This window comes from Neorhizobium sp. AL 9.2.2 (genome assembly GCF_013317225.1).
Lineage (GTDB): Bacteria > Pseudomonadota > Alphaproteobacteria > Rhizobiales > Rhizobiaceae > Neorhizobium > Neorhizobium soli.
Genome location: NZ_JAALXU010000006.1, coordinates 1 through 17,786 on the forward strand (window position 1 = coordinate 1; position 17,786 = coordinate 17,786).

15 protein-coding genes, 1 tRNA gene and 3 pseudogenes are annotated in these 17,786 nt (G+C 59.3%); 7 read left to right on the top strand and 12 right to left on the bottom strand.

The features are described from left to right. The first annotated feature begins 21 nt into the window (after nucleotides 1–21). A tRNA-Met gene (locus G6K99_RS13975) sits at nucleotides 22–98 on the top strand. A gap of 280 nt (nucleotides 99–378) precedes the next feature. On the opposite strand, the gene G6K99_RS13980 is transcribed toward G6K99_RS13975, so the two are convergent. Further along, the gene (locus tag G6K99_RS13980) at nucleotides 379–543 is read right to left on the bottom strand and encodes a hypothetical protein (protein ID WP_174196884.1); all 165 of its coding nucleotides are present in this window, start codon (nucleotides 541–543) and stop codon (nucleotides 379–381) included. 413 nt (nucleotides 544–956) lie between these two features. Between G6K99_RS13980 and G6K99_RS13985 the strand changes: the two are divergent. Beyond that, nucleotides 957–1,414, top strand: a pseudogene (locus tag G6K99_RS13985) (hypothetical protein); the annotation flags it as partial. A 45-nt stretch (nucleotides 1,415–1,459) separates the two neighbouring features. Here G6K99_RS13985 and G6K99_RS13990 read toward each other — a convergent pair. From G6K99_RS13990 to G6K99_RS14035, 10 genes are all read right to left on the bottom strand, one after another. Continuing rightward, on the bottom strand, nucleotides 1,460–2,266 hold the full coding sequence (locus tag G6K99_RS13990; protein ID WP_174196885.1) for a GntR family transcriptional regulator: 807 nt from the start codon (nucleotides 2,264–2,266) through the stop codon (nucleotides 1,460–1,462). A gap of 65 nt (nucleotides 2,267–2,331) precedes the next feature. Next, nucleotides 2,332–3,183 (bottom strand): amidohydrolase family protein, encoded by an 852-nt coding sequence (locus G6K99_RS13995; protein ID WP_174196886.1) that lies wholly within the window; start codon nucleotides 3,181–3,183, stop codon nucleotides 2,332–2,334. A 17-nt stretch (nucleotides 3,184–3,200) separates the two neighbouring features. Further along, nucleotides 3,201–3,971, bottom strand: coding sequence for an ABC transporter permease (locus tag G6K99_RS14000; RefSeq protein WP_113110307.1), 771 nt, complete (start codon nucleotides 3,969–3,971; stop codon nucleotides 3,201–3,203). A gap of 23 nt (nucleotides 3,972–3,994) precedes the next feature. Continuing rightward, nucleotides 3,995–4,834 carry an ABC transporter ATP-binding protein gene (locus G6K99_RS14005; RefSeq protein ID WP_174196887.1) on the bottom strand — a complete coding sequence of 280 codons (840 nt, stop codon included), beginning with the start codon at nucleotides 4,832–4,834 and terminating at the stop codon, nucleotides 3,995–3,997. Further along, a complete protein-coding gene (locus G6K99_RS14010; protein ID WP_174196888.1) occupies nucleotides 4,821–5,453 on the bottom strand; it encodes a cysteine hydrolase family protein in 633 nt (210 codons plus the stop codon). Before G6K99_RS14010 ends, G6K99_RS14005 begins: the two co-directional genes overlap by 14 nt. Continuing rightward, nucleotides 5,453–6,481, bottom strand: coding sequence for an ABC transporter substrate-binding protein (locus G6K99_RS14015; RefSeq protein ID WP_174197010.1), 1,029 nt, complete (start codon nucleotides 6,479–6,481; stop codon nucleotides 5,453–5,455). The genes G6K99_RS14010 and G6K99_RS14015 overlap by 1 nt, the downstream gene beginning before the upstream one ends. A 37-nt stretch (nucleotides 6,482–6,518) precedes the next feature. After that, on the bottom strand, nucleotides 6,519–7,340 hold the full coding sequence (locus tag G6K99_RS14020; RefSeq protein ID WP_174196889.1) for an acetoacetate decarboxylase family protein: 822 nt from the start codon (nucleotides 7,338–7,340) through the stop codon (nucleotides 6,519–6,521). A 132-nt stretch (nucleotides 7,341–7,472) separates the two neighbouring features. After that, complete coding sequence (locus tag G6K99_RS14025; RefSeq protein WP_174196890.1) at nucleotides 7,473–8,651, bottom strand: serine hydrolase; 1,179 nt, start codon at nucleotides 8,649–8,651, stop codon at nucleotides 7,473–7,475. A 22-nt stretch (nucleotides 8,652–8,673) separates the two neighbouring features. Further along, nucleotides 8,674–10,122, bottom strand: a complete 1,449-nt coding sequence (locus G6K99_RS14030) for a class I adenylate-forming enzyme family protein (RefSeq protein ID WP_174196891.1) — start codon at nucleotides 10,120–10,122, stop codon at nucleotides 8,674–8,676. Then, nucleotides 10,122–10,982 carry an amidohydrolase family protein gene (locus G6K99_RS14035; protein WP_174196892.1) on the bottom strand — a complete coding sequence of 287 codons (861 nt, stop codon included), beginning with the start codon at nucleotides 10,980–10,982 and terminating at the stop codon, nucleotides 10,122–10,124. Before G6K99_RS14035 ends, G6K99_RS14030 begins: the two co-directional genes overlap by 1 nt. 157 nt (nucleotides 10,983–11,139) lie before the next feature. On the opposite strand from G6K99_RS14035, the gene G6K99_RS14040 reads away from it, so the two are divergent. The 4 genes and pseudogenes from G6K99_RS14040 (at nucleotide 11,140) to istB (ending at nucleotide 15,682) form a co-directional block, all read left to right on the top strand. Beyond that, nucleotides 11,140–12,099, top strand: coding sequence for a carbon-nitrogen hydrolase family protein (locus G6K99_RS14040; RefSeq protein WP_162728294.1), 960 nt, complete (start codon nucleotides 11,140–11,142; stop codon nucleotides 12,097–12,099). 251 nt (nucleotides 12,100–12,350) lie between these two features. Continuing rightward, the gene (locus G6K99_RS14045; protein ID WP_113110316.1) at nucleotides 12,351–13,226 is read left to right on the top strand and encodes an oxaloacetate decarboxylase; all 876 of its coding nucleotides are present in this window, start codon (nucleotides 12,351–12,353) and stop codon (nucleotides 13,224–13,226) included. A 136-nt stretch (nucleotides 13,227–13,362) separates the two neighbouring features. Further along, nucleotides 13,363–14,879 (top strand): annotated as a pseudogene (gene istA / locus G6K99_RS14050) (IS21 family transposase). Next, nucleotides 14,869–15,682: pseudogene (gene istB / locus G6K99_RS14055) on the top strand (IS21-like element helper ATPase IstB). The pseudogenes istA and istB overlap by 11 nt, the downstream one beginning before the upstream one ends. 100 nt (nucleotides 15,683–15,782) lie before the next feature. Here the strand turns inward: istB and G6K99_RS14060 are convergent. Continuing rightward, nucleotides 15,783–16,259: an Lrp/AsnC family transcriptional regulator gene (locus G6K99_RS14060; protein WP_174196893.1), complete on the bottom strand. Its 477-nt coding sequence runs from the start codon at nucleotides 16,257–16,259 to the stop codon at nucleotides 15,783–15,785. A 124-nt stretch (nucleotides 16,260–16,383) separates the two neighbouring features. Between G6K99_RS14060 and G6K99_RS14065 the strand changes: the two genes are divergently transcribed. After that, nucleotides 16,384–17,577 carry a saccharopine dehydrogenase family protein gene (locus G6K99_RS14065; protein ID WP_174196894.1) on the top strand — a complete coding sequence of 398 codons (1,194 nt, stop codon included), beginning with the start codon at nucleotides 16,384–16,386 and terminating at the stop codon, nucleotides 17,575–17,577. The last annotated feature ends 209 nt before the right edge of the window (nucleotides 17,578–17,786 follow it).

The following is a 17,786-nucleotide window of genomic DNA, read 5'->3' on the forward strand; positions in this document are numbered from 1 at the left end:
GGCAACGCCAAATTCGCTTGGCGCGGGGTGGAGCAGCCCGGTAGCTCGTCAGGCTCATAACCTGAAGGCCGCAGGTTCAAATCCTGCCCCCGCAACCAACAAAACGTGTAACAGCATCCATTCCTGCTTGCGCTCGGCCAGCAAGGCTTCGCAGCGCAGGAATTTTGTTTTGTCCGCCAATGACTTGAATTCGCCAGCGGAACTCTTACGGCCAAACTCCGCCGATTGTTCACTGCGTAGTTCCCGTGAGACATCTCGCCACGCTTCTTGCGCCGCCAGAATGGCCGCGAGGCGGCCATGGATCGTCAACTCAGCCGACTTGCCATCGGCGGATGGTGCGATCACCACCTTTTGCACGAGTTGTCGAGCAATCGATATTCAGCCTTCCTCGACCCCATTCTCCCGCGTTGACACCATAGCCTTGACGGCGGATAGCGCGCTCTTGAGCATGCCGACATTAAGGGGATGGGTCACGTCAGGCGCGGACGAGGAAGGCACTGCAGCCAACTGCGCGGCCACGGTCAGCCTAATATTCCAGTTCATCGAGCATGTGATCCAAGGCCGGGATGGCGGCGTGTCCGGCCATGAGACGTTCGGGGATCTTTTCACCGATCGCCTTTTGCTTGGCTTCGATCGACTTGATCTCGCCACGGAGCCGTTCTGGTCCCGCCGCTGCTTCCGATTGGCCACGTACGATTGCCGATTTGATGTCGCGGTTGTTTCGATCGAGATTGCCTGCACACCTGCGCTTTCGCTTTTGGGTTCAACTGGCCATCGGCAATCTCACCTACCAAGGCATGGCCCTTCGGCCCCCACGCCCAGCCGTTGCTGGTCGTCATCAGCAGAACCGTAACGCATGTCAGAATTCGCAAGATCATCGCACATCGCCCAACCCCTTAGCGTTGAGGTTGCAACATCTCGCGCTCTTCTAATTTTTGTCAAAGAAATTCGGTGGTGGCCGTCGGTTGATGGCCGCGGGCCTCGTCCTCGTCCATCAGATGCCCGGTTCGGCCAAGTGTGGGATGTTCCTGACGATCGAGGACGAGACCAGTCCGGCAAACATCTTCGTGTGGCCAAAGCTCTTCGAGCGGCGCCGGCGCGTCGTGCTCGGATCGAGCATGATGGCGATCAACGTCCGCGTTCAACGGGAAGGGATGCCGTGCATCTCATCGCCCAGCAACTGTTCGATCTCTTTATCCGCGTTGGCGGATCGTGACGGGGACTTCAAACTGCCGACGGCCGCGGCGACGAGTTTGCTCACGCGCCGGGCAGCCAAGACGCGCGGGATCGAGCGTCGGCGGTGAAGCCGAGGGATATTGTAATCCTGACTTTTCATATCGTACTCGCTTTCAGAACCATTGTTGCCCGATCCTTCAGCGCGGCATTGAAGGACTTCGCCTCGGGATGGGCGTAGACGATAAAGGCTTTCACTGCAAATCCACGATACTTGGCAGGCGGATCAGCCGCCGTTCTTGATCTGCGTGCCGGCCGCGGTCTTGAAGCGCGAGGAGCCTTGCTTGTCGCGCTCCATTGTCATCCGATACTGGTAGCGGTCGGTGCGGTAGAGGATGCGGATGTATTCCACCCCGCGCTCCTCTATGTCCAGGACGGTGCGGGTGATGGCGAGCAGCGGTGTACCGACCGGAACGGCGAGCGCCTGGCCAATCTTGGGATCCGCGAGCGCTGCGCTGAAGCTTTGCCGCGCGCTGCCAATCTTGATGCCGTGTCTCTCGAACAGGCTCATCAGCGAGCCAGCATTCATGTCTTCCTCGGACAAATGTTGACCGATGTAACCGGGCACGAAACTAGTGAGATATGAAAATGGCTCGCCATTGTGGCTGCGCACGCGCACTGCCCGCTGGACAAGCTCGTTCGGCCCGACTTGGAGTTCCTGCCGGGCTTCGAGCGGCGGCAGCACGAAACCGAATTCCAGCACCTTGGCCTTGGTGCGGTTACCCATGTCCGCGAGGTTCTCTAGCAGTCCGTCGATGTTGGCAGGCACTGGCGGTGGCAGGTCACGGGTGACGATGCGGGTGCCGGCACCGCGCCGGCGCTCGACGAAACCCTGCTGCGCCAACTCATTGATGGCGCGCGCAACGGTTATGCGAGAGACGTCGAATTCCCGCGCCAGTTCCATCTCCGCCGGCAACATGCCGTTCGGCCCGTAATAACCCTGCTCGATGCGTTCGCGCAGCACTAAGTGAACCTGATGATAGAGCGGGGTCGGAATTTCGCCGGCCGATCGCACCAGCGGACTGTCTGCCATTTAAAATCCTTCCTGCCAAGGTTCCGCAGCCACGAACGCTTGTCCGGGCCTGCGGGCCGTCCTTGTTACTTTTCCGCCGTCACGTCGAGCTTCAGGATCCTGATGGCGTTTTCGCCGAGCAGGCCTTCCAGAGCTTCCTGCGGGATGCCCAGCGCACGGACTTCTTCAAGCGATTTCGTCAGGTTCTGGACAGGCCAGTCCGTGCCCCACATGACCTTGCGTATTCCATCACGATTAACAAATCCGGTCTTGGAAACATAGTCGATGAAATGCTGGGACCAAGTGCTCGGCGGATGCGCGTCGGCGATGATGTAGACGTTCTCGTGCGAAATTGCCGCGCTGGTCATTTCCCAGTCGAACGGCACGCCAATATGAAGACCGATCAGCGTAAGTTCTGGGAAGTCGAAGGCCGCATCCTCCAGCCATTCCGGCTTGGCGCAGAGCTTGGCGCCCGAGCGCGGCGACTGGCGGCCGACCTGTAGGGTGATCGGAACTTCAAGCTCGCAGCATTTGGCATAGATCGGCCAATAGGTACGGTCGTTGATCGGCACGCCGAACCAGTGCGGATAGACATGCACGCCCTTGAATCCGAGTTCCTTCACCGCGTATTCGATGTAGCGCAGTGTTTCCATGCCGCCGAGCGGATTGATGCCGCACCAGCCGAAGAAGCGGTCCGGATGTTTCTGCAGCACCGGATACACTTCATCGACATGGGTGGCGAGCAGTTCGCCCCTCACGCCGTTCTGCACGACGTTGGCGATGACGCCGGTCATGGTGACGGCATTGCGGTCCATCTCGGCGATATAGGTTTCCGCGTCGAGCTTCTGGGCCTTGGAGCGGTCGATGCCGAGCACGTCGTAAAGTTTCAGCTGGGTATGCGGCTTGAAATTTGTCGAGACGTCAATGATGCAGGCCACTTGCCTTCCTCCGTTTTTCAATCGCGTGTGGCCGCAGCGTGCCACGGGGTCAGGTACCGCCGCAGCATGACGACAAGGAAATACAGAATCAGTCCGAGCACCGTCAGGATCAGGATGACGCCGAACATCGACTGCACGTCAAAGGCATTCAGCGTTGCGACCGCCATGTAGCCAAGCCCTTGGCTGCCGCCTAGATATTCGCCGACGATGGCGCCGATGGTGGCAAGGACGATGCCCACTTCCATTCCGGTCAGGATGAAGGGCAGTGCGCTTGGCAACTCGACGTCGCGGAAGGTCTGCCAGCGGCTGGCATTGAGGGCCAGCATCACATCGCGGTGGCCCGTTTCCACCGACTTAATGCCGAGGATGGTGTTGGTCATGATTGGGAAGAAGGAAATGACGGCGGCAAGCACGATCTTCGACGTCACGCCAAAACCGAACCAGACGATGAAAAGCGGGATTAGTGCCACCTTGGGCATCACCTGCAGGCCGACGATCAGCGGGTTGAGTGTTTGTTCGAGCCAGCGGATCTTCCCGAGGAAGCCGCCGAACACGATACCGATGATGACAGCCAGGATGAAGCCAAAAACGATCTCGTAGAGCGTGATGAGCGTGTGGCTCCAGGTCCGTGGATCGGCGACCAGCACCAACACGGCCTGCCAGACAGCAAGCGGTGACGGCAGGATGAAAGGTGAGACCGAAAAGATTGTCACGTAGCCGTGCCAGATGGCGACGAGGACGATCAGGACGAGAGGGGTCGCGATCCAGGAAGTGTTGAATTTGGGCATGGGATGAAATCCTATTCCTGCGGTCAGGCGAACGTATCGAGGCGCTTGCGCAGTTCCAGCTCATAAGCTTGGAATTCCGGCGTCGACTGGTCGTAGCTGCTGCGTGGTCGCGGGATGTCGATGTTGCGCAAGGTGTCCATCTTGCCCGGCCGCGGCGACAGTAGCAGCACCCGGTCGGCCAAGAAAACAGCCTCGCGGATCGAATGGGTGACAAGTACCACGGTGCAGCCGCTCTCCATCCAGATGCGTTGCAGTTCGAGGTTCATCTGCTCACGGGTCATCGCGTCGAGCGCTCCGAAGGGCTCGTCCATCAGCAGGATCTGCGGCCGGCAGCTGAGGGCGCGGGCAATGGCCGCCCTTTGCCGCATGCCGCCGGAAAGCTCGCGGGGCCAGCGTTTCTCGAAGCCCTTGATTCCGACGAGCTCGCAAAGTTCGCCTGCCCGCTTGCGCCTCTCGGTCTTGGAGACGCCGCGTAGTTTGAGGGGCAGGGCGATATTGTCCTCGATCGTTAGCCAGGGGAACATGTTGGCATCCTGGAAGACGACGCCGAGTTCCTGCATGACCTTGTCGTTCCGCCGGTCCTTGAGCCACAGCGGCTGGCCGTCGATCTCCACCGTTCCGCCAGTCGATTTCAGAAGGCCGGCGACGATGCGCAACAAGGTGGTCTTGCCACAGCCGGACGGACCAAGCAGCACCAGGAACTCGCCCCTGCCGATCTCCAGGTCAACGCCCGTCAGCGCGAGCACGGAGGACGACGGCGCGCCGTAGCGTTGCTCGACACCCTTGAGCTTGATGCCTGCTCCCTTGGTTCCAATGCCTGTGGCGCTGGCGCGATCGAGGCCTGATTGTTCAGTCACGCTCATTCGATGTCCTATTCAGCAAATGCTCGGCCTCGGTAAGGCTTAGCGGTTTAGCAAAGCCGAATTCCATCGATGCAAGCGACGCCTCGTGCCTTGCTTGATCGAAATCGGCGCAACAATCGGCGACGAAAAAGGTCTTGAAATCGCGCTGCCCAAGATCCCGCACCGTGCTCTCGACACACATCGAGGTCGTCACGCCGCCGACCAGCACGCGCTCGATGCAACGCTTGCGCAGCACCGCCTCCAGTTCTGTCCCGATCAGGGCGGAATACCGTGTCTTGTCGAGAACGATGTCCTCGGCTTGCGGATGCACCACTTCCGAGAGGCACTCGTCGCCGCTGCCGCGTTTTAACGCCCCGATCGTTACGAGCCCTGGCCGGATGGAACCGGTGAGCTCGCCACCATCGGAATAGTCCGGCGCAAACACCATGCGCGTCCAGATCACCGTGGCGCCGCTCGTACGCGCCTTGTCGGCCAACAGGTCGCATCTTTCAGCGGCGGCCCGCATCGTCTCTATCGACCGGCCCTGGCGCGCCATCGATCCCTCGGCGTCGCAGAACGACACCTGGAGATCGATGACGATAAGGGCTGTGGCAGTGGCGCCCAAACTCGCCTGAGGCATCAGAGGAATGCCATCTCGCGGGCAGAGTCGTCGTAGAAGTTCTGATCGGCCAGTTCGGGAATGAGCTTGGCTTTGACCATCAGCGCATAGGCCGACTTCCACGCTTCGGCGTTCGACTTGAGCTTTTCCGTATGGGCACGCTTATAGTTGTCGGACGCGTATTGGAGAACTGCCAAGCCCTTGTCGGGACGGGTGCCTTCAGCAAGCTGGTACTTCTCGCTGACCGAGGCGAGGACAGGCGACAGATCCTTCGCGTTTATCATCTCGCCAAGCGATTCGTAGACCGCCGCCATAAACTTGGCGATGGTTTCCTTCTTCTCCTTCAACTGCGCCTTCGAGGTCATGTAAACCTGGCCCGGGCAGAGGGCGACATCGTCGGTCGACCATGCAGTAACTGGTTCGCCAGCGGTCTGCAACTGGTAGGCCGTATCGTTGGTGGCGATGAAGCCGGCGATGCGCCCTTGCTTTATCAGCTGAAAGGCGGCTGGTGCATTGCCGACGACTTCGCGCTTGACGCTGTCTTTTGAAACATCCTTGGCGGCCAGCATCATGTCGAGGATGTTTTCGGTGGCACCGGCGGCGGAAACGATGCCAATCGTCTTTCCGGCCATGTCTTCCGGCTTCTGGATGGGCGCATCCTTGGAGCTGATCATGTAGAAGATGTCGCGCTGGTAGATTTCGCCGACCGCAACAATCGACGGATCCTTGGCATAGGCCTTGATCAGATCGGTACCGCCGGTACGCGAGACGAGCGCATTTCCGGCAGTGACCTGCTGGACCGCCATCGAAGAACCGCGCCCGCCTTCGACAGTAACGTCGAGGCCGTGCTTCTTGAAGATACCGGCGGTATCCGCATACATCGTCTCGGCGAAACCTACGATATAACCGAACGGTGTAAGGTAGGTCATCTTGGTAAGGTCGGCGGCGTGGGCAATCCCGGGCACGCTTAGGCCCGGCAACGCAGCACCGATAGTCAGCGCCTGCGCCCCGACCAGGAAATTACGACGGTTTATCTCGAATTTCTGCATTGTTCCCTCTCTTGTTGGTCAGCACTTCCCAGGCAGTTCAACCTCTTTCCTTGCCCGCATAGTCGTGAAGCAGCGTGGCAGTCCGGTCGGTCGTCCAACCGCGCTGGTAGGAAAATCCGCCGGTGATCTCGACTTTGCCGAGAGAACTCAGTTCTTCGTTCGGCGCATCGAAGAATTCGAGCGTACCTTGTCCGGCGCGGATGTTGCGCATAGAGACGTTTGTGAAGGACAGTTCCATCAGTTGCTCGACCTCCGGAATTTCCGGGCCGGGGCTGGCGATATAACGGTAGAGGAAAGTCGAACCGCCGTGGCCGGGCAGCGCCGCCAGCGTTTCCCCTTCGCCGTCGAAAGTCACCGACATGCGCAGGATTGCGCTACCATAACGGGTCACAGTCCCGCCGAGGCGTTGGGTTTCGCCGGCCAGCGCCGGATTGGCGAGCTGCGCTCGTGTCCGGTCGACCGCGGCAAGCCGCTTGCCCCATCCGAAGATTGCACCCATGCCGAGCGACCAGTCCCGATCCACCCAGACAAGCGCGCTGTAGCGGCCGATCTTCTCGCCAAACCGGCAATAGAAGCCGAGCACGCATTCGTTATAAGAGGATCGCGCCGGATCCTGCCACATTTGGTCTAGATTGCTGGTGCTGACCTTGGCCATTTCGGCGATCATCACCCAAGCGTCTCCACTTTCGAGCGGCTCAACGCCAGGCGGCAGGAAATTTGCGACCAGCGCCGGGTCAGTGCGGAAATTCACATGCAGCGCGTCGCAGCTGATATGGTGCGGCAGCCGCTCAACCAGTGATGAAAAACCCGTCGATGTGCGCGGTAGGGATTGCCCCGCCCACGGCCTTGAAGCTGGCATGTCACCCTCGTTTTTTCTTATATGTTATATTGGCATAACATTATGTTGAAGCCGTTTCTCTTGCAATAGAAAAGATCGAATTCGTCGTTGTTTGGCCCCTGAAAGCCTCCCTAGGAAAGGGCCTCTCGGGTCTCAGTTAAGTGCGGCATAGGTCATACGCCGGATGACACTGCGGTAGTGATCGTGCCGGTTCGGCGACTGCATGAGCAGTAGCCCGGCAAGCTCGTGGGCGGGATCGACCCAGCAATAGGTTCCCGAAAGCCCGGACCAGAAGAAATCGCCCGCTGAACCCGGCAAAGGGTTGCGGCCGTCATCAAGGCGAATGGCAAAACCGAGGCCGAAACCCTGGCCGTTGGCGGGCGTCGGCGCCAGCGGTCCGAAGGATTCGATGTCAGGACCATAAGCGCAATCGGGCGACAGATGGTTGCTGACCATCCAGGTGAATGTCTGCGGCGAAACGAGGCGGGCGCCGTCCAGCGTGCCGCGACCCCGCAGCATCCCAGCAAAACGAGTGAAATCGCTGGCGGTCGAGAACAGTCCGTGACCGCCCGAAAGCCAGCCGGCCTCGTAAAAATCGCGAGACCCGAGAACCGGAACCTCGCCGGTCAAGGGATCGATCTGCGACTGGGCTATGTTAGCTAGCCGGAGCTGCGGTGGCCGGAACCACGACGACGTCATGCCGAGCGGACCGGTGATGGTGTGGGCAACTACGTCCTCAAGGTCACGGTCGGCGAGCTTTTCCAGCACCCACCCTAGTACGTCGGTAGACATGCCGTATTCGAAAGTCGTACCGGGCCGGAAGGCAAGCGGCAAGCCGGCAAGCTTGTCGATGATGTCGTCGCGGCTCTGTTCGTGGGCCGAAATGCCTGCCTCGCGATAGGCTTTCTGCACTAAAGAATCGGAGAACTGTCCGTAGGTGAGGCCCGATGTATGCCGCAGCAGATCATGGACAGTCATCTGCCGACCGGCGGGTTCGAGCACGAGGCTCGCCGTGCCGTCTGCGTCCCGCCTGGTGACGCCAACCTTTAGATCGGCAAGCGTTGGAAAGAAGCGGGATATGGGGTCGCTGAGGTCGAGCTTGCCGGCCTCCACAAACGTCATCGCCGCGACCGATGTCACCATCTTGGTCATCGACGCGACCCGGAACAGCGTATCGCCCCTCAGCGGCAGGCCGGCCGCGCGGTCGCGATACCCGCCCATCCATTCGAAGCGTTCGCCGCGGTAAAGCACGCTCAGATGAGCGCCGGGAATGTCTCCCGCCTCGACCGCTTCGGAAAAGAACTGCGCCAATTTATGGAAGCGGTCGGTCATCGTCTTATCTCACATTTCTAGCTCACAGCGGCTGAAGCTTTGAGGCGAGCGAAACCTTGAGCACCTTGCCCGCGCTGTTTCGGGGAAGGTCGCCGATCTGCAGGAAAGTTTTCGGCAGCTTGTAGGGCGCCAGCCGCTCGGCGCACCAGGCCCTCAGGTCGGCTTCATCAATCGGCGCCGGCGCTACCACGAAGGCGGCGATCTCCTCGCCGAGCCGGGAAGACGGCCAGCCGACCACGGCCGCCTCGCTGATGGCCGGATGTTCGCGCAAGATCATCTCGATTTCACCCGGATAGATGTTGATCCCACCGCGGATAATCAGGTCCTTGGAGCGACCGCGCAGCAGGACATGCCCCGCCACGTCGATCTCGGCGAGGTCGCCCGGATAGAACCAGCCGTCTCGGAACGTATCCTGGCCGACATCCGCTTCGTTGAAATAACCGCTCGCGACGCCGGGCCCGCGATAACGCAGGCGGCCGATCATGTCGGGGGGGAGCGGCAGGTGATCCTCGTCGACCACTTCGACATCGACGCCGAAAACCGGGCGGCCGACGGAATTCGGCTGCAACAACCGCGTGTCGCGGGTGCCGATCGATACGCCGCCGCCTTCTGTCGAAGCATAGTATTCGATGAAATTGACACACAGCGCGTCAATCGCCACCCGCTCGTCGGCATCGAGCGGAGCGCCGCTGGAAATCAGCAGACGCAGCGCGCGAACCGGATCCAGGCCGTCGCTGTCATGGATGAGCAGCTTGCGGATCTGCGTCGGCACAAGAAAGGTGCTGGTAGCCGAGACACGTAAAAGTTCGGCGCAAAGTTCGGACGCATCGAAGGGCGGCGGAAACAAGATGACCGTACCGCCGGCAAAGAGCACCGACATTGCGAAGGTCCGACCGCCGCCAAAATAGAGCGGGGTCGCCGACACGTATCGATCTGTGCTGTTGAGGCCGAGATTGATCCAGTGCGTCCAGAAACGCCGCAGCATTTGGTAGTGACTGATCCTTGGCCCCTTGGGCCGGCCGGTTGTACCGGATGAAAGCGACAGCAGGAGCGGGATTTCCACCGCCTGAAATACTTCCTTGTCCTGCATTTCGGAGGCCGGCGGCAGATCCGCGATGGCTAGCGTTTCAATTGCGCCGAGCGGTGCAGCGCCCTCTTCGGCAATCACCAGGCGAGCACCGAAATGCTCGACCAGCCGGGTCTTTTCGGCATCCGTCCAGCGCACGTCCATCGGCAGGATCACCGCGCCGATCCGGGCGATCGCATAGATGAAGACCATGTGGTCGATAGTGTCGCCGAGGCAGAGACCAACGACATCGCCGGCGCTAACGCCCTTTGCCGTAAGGCGGCCGGCCGAAAGCCGGACCTCATCCGCCAGTTCGCGATAGGTGAGCTGACGGCCCTTCTCGATCAGGGCGACATGGTCCGGGCGCCCCTTGGCGTTGACCTCGATGGCCTCGGCAAGGTTCATCACTTGTCGAGACCGTAGATGCGCAGCGTATTTTCGCGTAGGAGCTTTTGCTTCGGGCCCGGCCTGAGATCGAGCTCGTCGATCTGTTTTATGGTTTCCTGGAAGTCGAGGACTGGGAAATCGGTGCCGAAGATTACCTTATCCTGGCCGTATGTGTTGATGTAGTGGATCAGCGACTGCGGCCAGTAGCGCGGCGAATGTGCATCCGTGCCGATGAAGACATTCTCGTGTTTCCAGGCCATGGCGATCATCTCGTCTGTCCAAGGGATACCGATATGGATTCCGATCAGCTTCAGCTCCGGGAAATCGCAGGCGACCGAATCGAGCGTGATTGGCCGACCGACGCTGCGGCGTGGAAAGCTCTTGTCGTAAATCAGCGACTGGCCTACCTGCAGCTGGATCGGCACGTCGAGTTCGACGCATTTCGCATAGAAGGGATAATAGCGTGCATGGTCGGGCGCCAGTTCGAACCAATGCGGATAAAGATGCGCGCCGATAAAGCCGTATTCGCGCACCGCCTTTTCCAACTCGCGTACGCCCCGCATGCCTTCGGTTGGATCGACGCCCGCAAGACCAAGAAACCTGTCAGGATATTTCTGGACGGCTTCCGCTACCAGCGAATAGGGGACGTGGTAGCAGGCGCGGTGATCTGCCGAGCCGACCTTGGCGGCGACCAGCATCGAGCGCTCGATGCCGGCCTCGTCCATGCGATAAAGCATTTGTTCCAGCGATACGCCATCGAACGTGCCGCTCTCGACCTTCACCTTGCCGGTGTAAAACTCTTTGCGGTCCGGGCGGCCTTTTAGCGCTTCCTCGGTCCAGATGTTCACTACCGCGTCAATAACGCCCCTACTGGTCATGCCAAGTCCCGTCCCGTTATGAATGCTATAACAATATGCACAGGATTTAGCCCTCGGCAAGCTGCACTTGGTCATGCCGTCCGAGTGTTTTCTTAACATCGGCTAGTGAATCTGATATTGATATGTTCTAGATGTAGAACATATGAGAGAGACCTGGATGAAGGTAAAGCTTGCCGCGGCGCATGCCGCTTCGGTTCTGCTCGACAAGCAGGCCTCGATTGCCAAGGCTGCCGATCTTATTGCCAAGGCGGGCCAGCAAGACGTGTCGCTGCTTTGTTTTCCCGAAACCTTCGTTCCCGGCTTTCCTTACTGGATCAACCTCTACCCGCCGGGCGATCAGCACGGCATCCATCTCCGTTACCTTTCCCAGTCGGTGGACCTCGTCGGCGACGACCTGGCGCCCGTCTGCGAGGCTGCGGCGAAGGCTGGCGTCTTCGTCGTGCTCGGAATAAGCGAGCGGGACGGGGCGACGATGTACAATGCTCAGGTCTTCATTGGCAAGGACGGGCGGATCGTCGGCAAGCACCGTAAGTTGCAGCCGACCTTTGCCGAACGTATGCTCTGGGGTCAGGGTGATGGCTCAACGCTTCAGGTGTTCGACACGCCTGTCGGCCGCGTCGGCGGCCTGATCTGCTATGAGCATATGCTGAACCTGGCACGCCAGGCGCTGATCGACCAACGCATGCAAATCCACTGCGCCAGCTGGCCCACCTTCGCGCCCTTGGTCGGGCGAGGCGCTGCCTATGACATGACAGTAGATGCGATCATGCGCGCCCACGCGATCACCGGCCAGTGTTTCGTGGTCGTGGCGCAGAACCCGGTCACCCAGGACTATCTGGAGACGATCGAGAAGGCCCTCGGGCCGCAGGCGGTATTGAAGGTCGGCGGCGGGTCTTCGACCATCTACGGACCGAACGGAATGACACTCGCTGGTCCGCATGTCGGTCTCGAAGAAAAGCTGATCACCGCCGAAGTGGATCTCGACCAGATCCTCGGTGCGAAGGTGCTTGCCGATACGGCCGGCCACTACGCCAGACCGGAAATCCTCCACCTGACGGTCGACCGGCGGGTGCAGCGGAACCTGCATGAGATCCGCGAAGAGGTGATGAAACCGTGATGCGAGGATGCAGCCCATAAGGGCCTGTTGCGGGCAGTCCAGATCGGCGCGGAGGTCGCAGATGGTCGCCATTGACGCGATCTGGCAGGCCTCCTATATCAAATTTGTATTAAAAATAAGATAGGTTAAGAGCGGGTCTTGGCGCTGGCGGCACTGCCCCCCGCCTGCTTGTTTCAAGCGCGATGCCAAGCTCCCTCGACACCCATGACACGGCCCGCAGAGGCCGGAAGAGAAACGACAAGGAATGAACCATGACCCTGCGCGGTTTACTTGAAGGCGGCGGCGCGATCGTAGCGCCGGGCGTGTTCGACGCATTGACGGCCTCGATTGCCACGGATGCCGGTTTCAAGGCACTTTATCTAAGCGGCGCGGCGATAGCCTATACCCATCTTGGCCGGCCGGATATTGGCCTAGTGTCGATGACGGAAGTCGCCGACCGAATCGCGACGATCTGCGATCGTGTGGCCACCCCGGTGATCGTCGATGCAGACACCGGGTATGGCAATGCGCTCAATGTGCAGCGCACCGTCCGGCTGTTCGAGAAGATGGGCGCGCAGGGCATCCAGCTGGAAGACCAGACGACGCCAAAGCGCTGTGGCCACCTGAACGACAAGTCGGTGATTCCGGCCGCCGAGATGGTCGGCAAGATCAGGGCAGCCGTCGATGCGCGGGCAAGCGAAGACACGCTGATCATAGCCCGGACCGACGCGTTGCAGATGGAAGGTATCGAGCGGGCGCTCGAAAGGGCGCACCTTTATGCCAAGGCCGGCGCCGACGTGCTGTTCATCGAGGCACCGAAATCGGGCGACCAATTGGGTTCGATCGCCTCGGGTATGAAGGGAGTCAGGCCGCTCGTCGCCAACATGGTGGAGGGCGGCACGACTCCGATCCATAGCGCCACCGAACTCAACCAGCTCGGTTTCCAGATCGTCATATTCCCGGGCGGCATCGTGCGTGCCATGGCGCGGACGGCGACCGAATATTACGCCTCGCTCGCCAGCTTCGGCTCCAACGCGCCGTTCGGCAATCGCATGTTCGATTTCAACGGCCTGAATGAGCTGATTGGAACACCGGAAATGCTGGCGCTCGGCAAGGCCTACGAAGGCGAGATGGTATCGTCAACTTAACGGAATGTGGTATTTGATGTGCGATTGTTGATTTCCACTGAAAGTTGACCCGGCGCAGCCTTCTATTTCCATTGAGAATTGACCCATGTTTCAACCGTCCCCTGCGTGTTTTCAGCGGGGGCTTGGAGTGATCGACATGGCGTTACTGAGCGTGATCCGGCGCTGGCATTTTCGAGAGCATTTATCGATCCGGGAGATTTGTCGCAGGACCGGCTTATCCCGGAATACCATCCGCAAATATCTGCGTTCTGATGGCGTAGAGCCGAAGTTCGCTGTCCCGGAGCGGCCGAGCAAACTCGATCCTTTTGCGGATCGACTATCGGCCTGGCTGAAGACGGAATCCAAGAAGGGCCGCAAGCAGAAGCGGACGATGAGGCAGTTGCATGCTGACTTGGTCAGCCTGGGCTACGAGGGGTCCTATAATCGCGTGGCGGCATTTGCTCGCGAATGGCGCGATGATCGACAACGGGAATTGCAGACGACTGGCCGTGGCACCTTCGTTCCACTGGCGTTCGAACCCGGCGAAGCGTTCCAGTTCGACTGGTCGGAGGACTGGGCGATCATTGGCAATGAGCGCACGAAGCTGCAGGTCGCTCACACCAAGCTGAGCTACTCCAGGGCCTTCATTGTACGGGCCTATCTGCTGCAGACGCACGAGATGCTGTTCGATGCCCACAATCATGCATTCCGCATCTTTCCTGGTCGCGGCATCTACGACAACATGCGCACGGCGATCGATAAGGTCGGTTGTGGCAAAGAGCGCGACGTCAACGTCCGCTTCATGGCGATGGCCAGCCATTATGTGTTCGAGCCCGAGTTCTGCAATCCGGCTTCCGGCTGGGAGAAGGGACAGGTCGAGAAGAACGTTCAGGACGCACGGCATCGCTTCTTTCAACCGATTCCACGCTTTCCATCGCTGGAGGCATTGAACGATTGGCTTGAGGTTCGATGCAAGGAATTCTGGGCGAAGACACTCCACGGTCAGTTGCGTGGCACTATTGCCGACATCTGGTCTGAGGAAGTCCCAGCTCTCATGCCGCTCTCCAGGATGTTCGACGGGTTCGTCGAATTACGAAGCGGGTCACGCCCACCTGCCTCGTGCATCTGGAGCGCAATCGCTACAGCGTTCCAGCATCCTTCGCCAATCGACCGGTGAGCCTCCGGGTCTATCCGGATCGTGTCGTGGTCGCCACAGAAGGCCAGATCGTCTGCGAGCACCGTCGCGTCATCGATCGTTCCCATGATCGGCCAGGACAGACCATCTATGACTGGCGTCACTATCTGGCGGTGGTGCAGCGTAAACCCGGTGCTCTTCGCAACGGTGCTCCATTCGTTGAACTTCCCGAAGCCTTCCGGACGTTGCAACAATATCTCCTCAAGAAGCCCGGCGGCGACCGCGAGATGGTCGATATCCTGGCCCTTGTGCTCCAGCACGACGAACAAGCAGTGCTGTCGGCCGTCGACATGGCGCTGAAGTCCGGTGTTCCGACCAAGACGCATGTCCTGAACCTGCTACATCGCCTCGTGGACGGCAAAACCTTCACGCCGCCGACCCTCGACGCACCTCAGGCACTGACGCTTACCAACGAGCCCAAAGCCAATGTCGAACGATACGATACCCTGAGAAAGACGGAGGTTCGCCATGCGTCATAACCCGGCAAGCGGCGCGATCGTCATCATGCTGCGACAGTTGAAGATGCATGGCATGGCCCATGCCGTGGGTGATTTGACCGAGCAGGGATCGCCGGCGTTCGAGGCTGCCATTCCGATCCTCTCCCAGCTTTTGAATGCGGAGACCGCGGAACGAGAGGTCCGATCGACAGCCTATCCGCTCAAGTCGGCACGCTTCCCGGCCTACCGTGATTTGAATGGCTTCGACATCGCCAGCAGCGAGATCAACGAGGCCCTCGTGCAGCAGCTACATCGCTGCGACTTCCTCGACAACGCCAACAACATCGTCCTGGTCGGCGGTCCCGGCACGGGCAAGACGCATATCGCGACTGCGATCGGTGTCCAGGCCATCGAACATCACCATAAGCGAGTTCGGTTCTTCTCGACCGTGGAACTCGTCAACGCTCTGGAACAAGAGAAAGCTCAGGGACGTCCAGGCCAGATCGCCAACCGTCTGACACATTCCGATCTCGTCATTCTCGACGAGCTTGGCTACCTGCCCTTCAGCGCTTCAGGCGGCGCACTGCTCTTCCACTTGCTGAGCAAGCTCTATGAGCACATCAGCGTCATTATCACGACCAACCCTGAGCTTCAGCGAATGGGCGAGCGTCTTCGGCGACGCCAAGATGATGACCGCGCTGCTCGACCGGCTTACCCATCACTGCCACATCCTGGAAACAGGAAACGACAGCTTTCGCTTCAAGAACAGCTCAGCTCATGAGCCCAAAACGGCAAAGGAAAAACGCAGGAACTTGACCACCACAACCAATACGAACGATACCTAAGGCGGGTCACTTCTCGGTGGAAATGCCGGGTCAGCTCTCAGTGGAAAATAACACGCTCCACTTTCTCAGAAGTTGGAGCCTCCGGCGAACCCGGCCCGGTTTAGGGGTCAGGCAAGGGTCGTAGCGTTCTCTGCACGCCACATCTTGAACGTACAATCCGGTCGGAGAGGATGATGGAGGAAAGCGTGCGCTCCACGCCAGGCAGTTCCCCAATAAGGTCAATCAGCCGGTCCAGATGGGCGATGGACGGCGAGGCGATAACGGCAATCAGATCGTAGAGCCCATTTACCGAATGCAGTGATCGGACTTCCTGTATCGCTTCAAGTTCTACAGTAACGGCAGCAAGTGCTTTCGGGGCAATGGTGATCAGCACATGGGCGCGGATCAGCCCTGAAAGATACTCGTCCGAGAGCCGCACGGAATAGCCTGCGATGACGCCTTCTCTTTCCAGCCTGTCCAAACGGGCTTGCACGGTGGTGCGCGATAGCCCCAGCCGCCTTGCCAGTGTTGCCACAGGCATTCGGGCATTTTCAGCGAGCAGGCCAAGAAGCTCGCGATCTTTCGCAGTCACTTGCATTTCGTACAGAGCCTCAAATCGATTTGCACAAATTGATAGCGTATTTAGTCGATTTCGCCGCTATGAATCGGAGGTGCCACATAAGAGTGTCTGTCTGACAGCGAATTCGGAGGCATGGGTTCAAATGAAGCAGATCGTTATTGTCGGCGCAGGAAAAATTGGCGGCGCGGTTGCTCGCATGTTGGCAGCCACGAAGGATTATCAAGTCACATTGTCCGATGCGAATGATGCTCAACTCGCAGGCTTCAATTCACTTGGCGGGATCACAACGTCCCTCATCGATATCAAAGATCACACCAGTCTCGTATCTCTTCTCACGGGCAAATTTGCAGTCTTGTCTGCTGCACCTTTCCATTTAACCGGTCTCGTGGCGAAAGCTGCAGTTGACGCAGGTACTCACTATCTCGATCTGACGGAAGACGTGACAACCACTCGGAGGGTAGAAAGCCTCGCTGAGCAAGCAAAGTCTGCACTGATTCCTCAATGTGGTCTTGCACCCGGCTTCATCTCTATTGTCGCGGCCGATCTTGCAGGCCGGTTTGATACGCTCGACAGCGTGCGAATGCGTGTAGGCGCATTGCCGCAGTATCCATCAAACGCTCTCAACTACAATCTTACCTGGAGCACGGACGGCCTGATCAATGAGTACATCGAGCCCTGCGAGGCTGTAGTTGAGGGGCGCTTAATCTCGGTTCCTGCAATGGAGGAGCGGGAGGAGTTTTCGCTCGACGGAGTGACCTACGAAGCGTTTAATACCTCTGGTGGTCTCGGGACCTTGGCAAAGACCCTCGAGGGCAAAGTGCGGACAATGAACTATCGCACCATCCGCTATCCGGGTCATCAGGCGATCGTGAAGGCTCTTCTCAACGATTTCAATTTGCGCAACCGCCGTGACGTGCTGAAGGACCTTTTCGAGAACGCTCTACCAGCGACCAATCAGGATGTCGTCGTGATCTTCGTTACCGTTTGCGGCTGGAGGGACGGGCGATATCTTCAGGAGACCTATGCCAACAAGATCTATGCTGGGACGGTGGCAGGCCACAGGATGAGCGCCATCCAGATCACCACCGCTGCAGGTATTTCCGCGGTGCTCGATTTGCTGGCTGAAGGTCAACTGCCGGCGTCCGGGTTTGTCCGGCAGGAAGAGATCAGACTTGGCGCCTTCCTGTCAAATCGTTTTGGGCAAATGTACGCGCATAGATCTTCGAGCATTGAAAGTAGCAAAGGCTTTGAAACGCTTCCTGAGCTGAAGGACGCTGACGTTTTGGGACTTGCGCGGCACGCCAGTCCGGCAGAGATCGGGCGGGTCCTTCCGTAACCCCACAACCCAAGGCTATCCGCTTCTGCGCCCCCACAGCTTAGTGATTTCCGAGGTATTCAAGTCCGCAGGGCCGCTTGATGAGCACCGCAAGACCGCGCACTACTTGGAATGCGTCCGCCTCCTTGATCCCACCATCACGGGCCCGCGTACAAAAACCTACTACAATGTGGAGATGGCGGATTCTGGCGCCTGATCCATCGATCTGG

Bases quoted from the DNA above. Each gene is read 5' to 3' on its own strand.
- G6K99_RS13980 (WP_174196884.1), bottom strand. From the start codon at position 543: ATGAACTGGAATATTAGGCTGACCGTGGCCGCGCAGTTGGCTGCAGTG.
- G6K99_RS13990 (WP_174196885.1), bottom strand. From the start codon at position 2,266: ATGGCAGACAGTCCGCTGGTGCGATCGGCCGGCGAAATTCCGACCCCG.
- G6K99_RS14000 (WP_113110307.1), bottom strand. From the start codon at position 3,971: ATGCCCAAATTCAACACTTCCTGGATCGCGACCCCTCTCGTCCTGATC.
- G6K99_RS14005 (WP_174196887.1), bottom strand. From the start codon at position 4,834: ATGAGCGTGACTGAACAATCAGGCCTCGATCGCGCCAGCGCCACAGGC.
- G6K99_RS14010 (WP_174196888.1), bottom strand. From the start codon at position 5,453: ATGCCTCAGGCGAGTTTGGGCGCCACTGCCACAGCCCTTATCGTCATC.
- G6K99_RS14015 (WP_174197010.1), bottom strand. From the start codon at position 6,481: ATGCAGAAATTCGAGATAAACCGTCGTAATTTCCTGGTCGGGGCGCAG.
- G6K99_RS14020 (WP_174196889.1), bottom strand. From the start codon at position 7,340: ATGCCAGCTTCAAGGCCGTGGGCGGGGCAATCCCTACCGCGCACATCG.
- G6K99_RS14025 (WP_174196890.1), bottom strand. From the start codon at position 8,651: ATGACCGACCGCTTCCATAAATTGGCGCAGTTCTTTTCCGAAGCGGTC.
- G6K99_RS14030 (WP_174196891.1), bottom strand. From the start codon at position 10,122: ATGAACCTTGCCGAGGCCATCGAGGTCAACGCCAAGGGGCGCCCGGAC.
- G6K99_RS14035 (WP_174196892.1), bottom strand. From the start codon at position 10,982: ATGACCAGTAGGGGCGTTATTGACGCGGTAGTGAACATCTGGACCGAG.
- G6K99_RS14040 (WP_162728294.1), top strand. From the start codon at position 11,140: ATGAAGGTAAAGCTTGCCGCGGCGCATGCCGCTTCGGTTCTGCTCGAC.
- G6K99_RS14045 (WP_113110316.1), top strand. From the start codon at position 12,351: ATGACCCTGCGCGGTTTACTTGAAGGCGGCGGCGCGATCGTAGCGCCG.
- G6K99_RS14060 (WP_174196893.1), bottom strand. From the start codon at position 16,259: ATGCAAGTGACTGCGAAAGATCGCGAGCTTCTTGGCCTGCTCGCTGAA.
- G6K99_RS14065 (WP_174196894.1), top strand. From the start codon at position 16,384: ATGAAGCAGATCGTTATTGTCGGCGCAGGAAAAATTGGCGGCGCGGTT.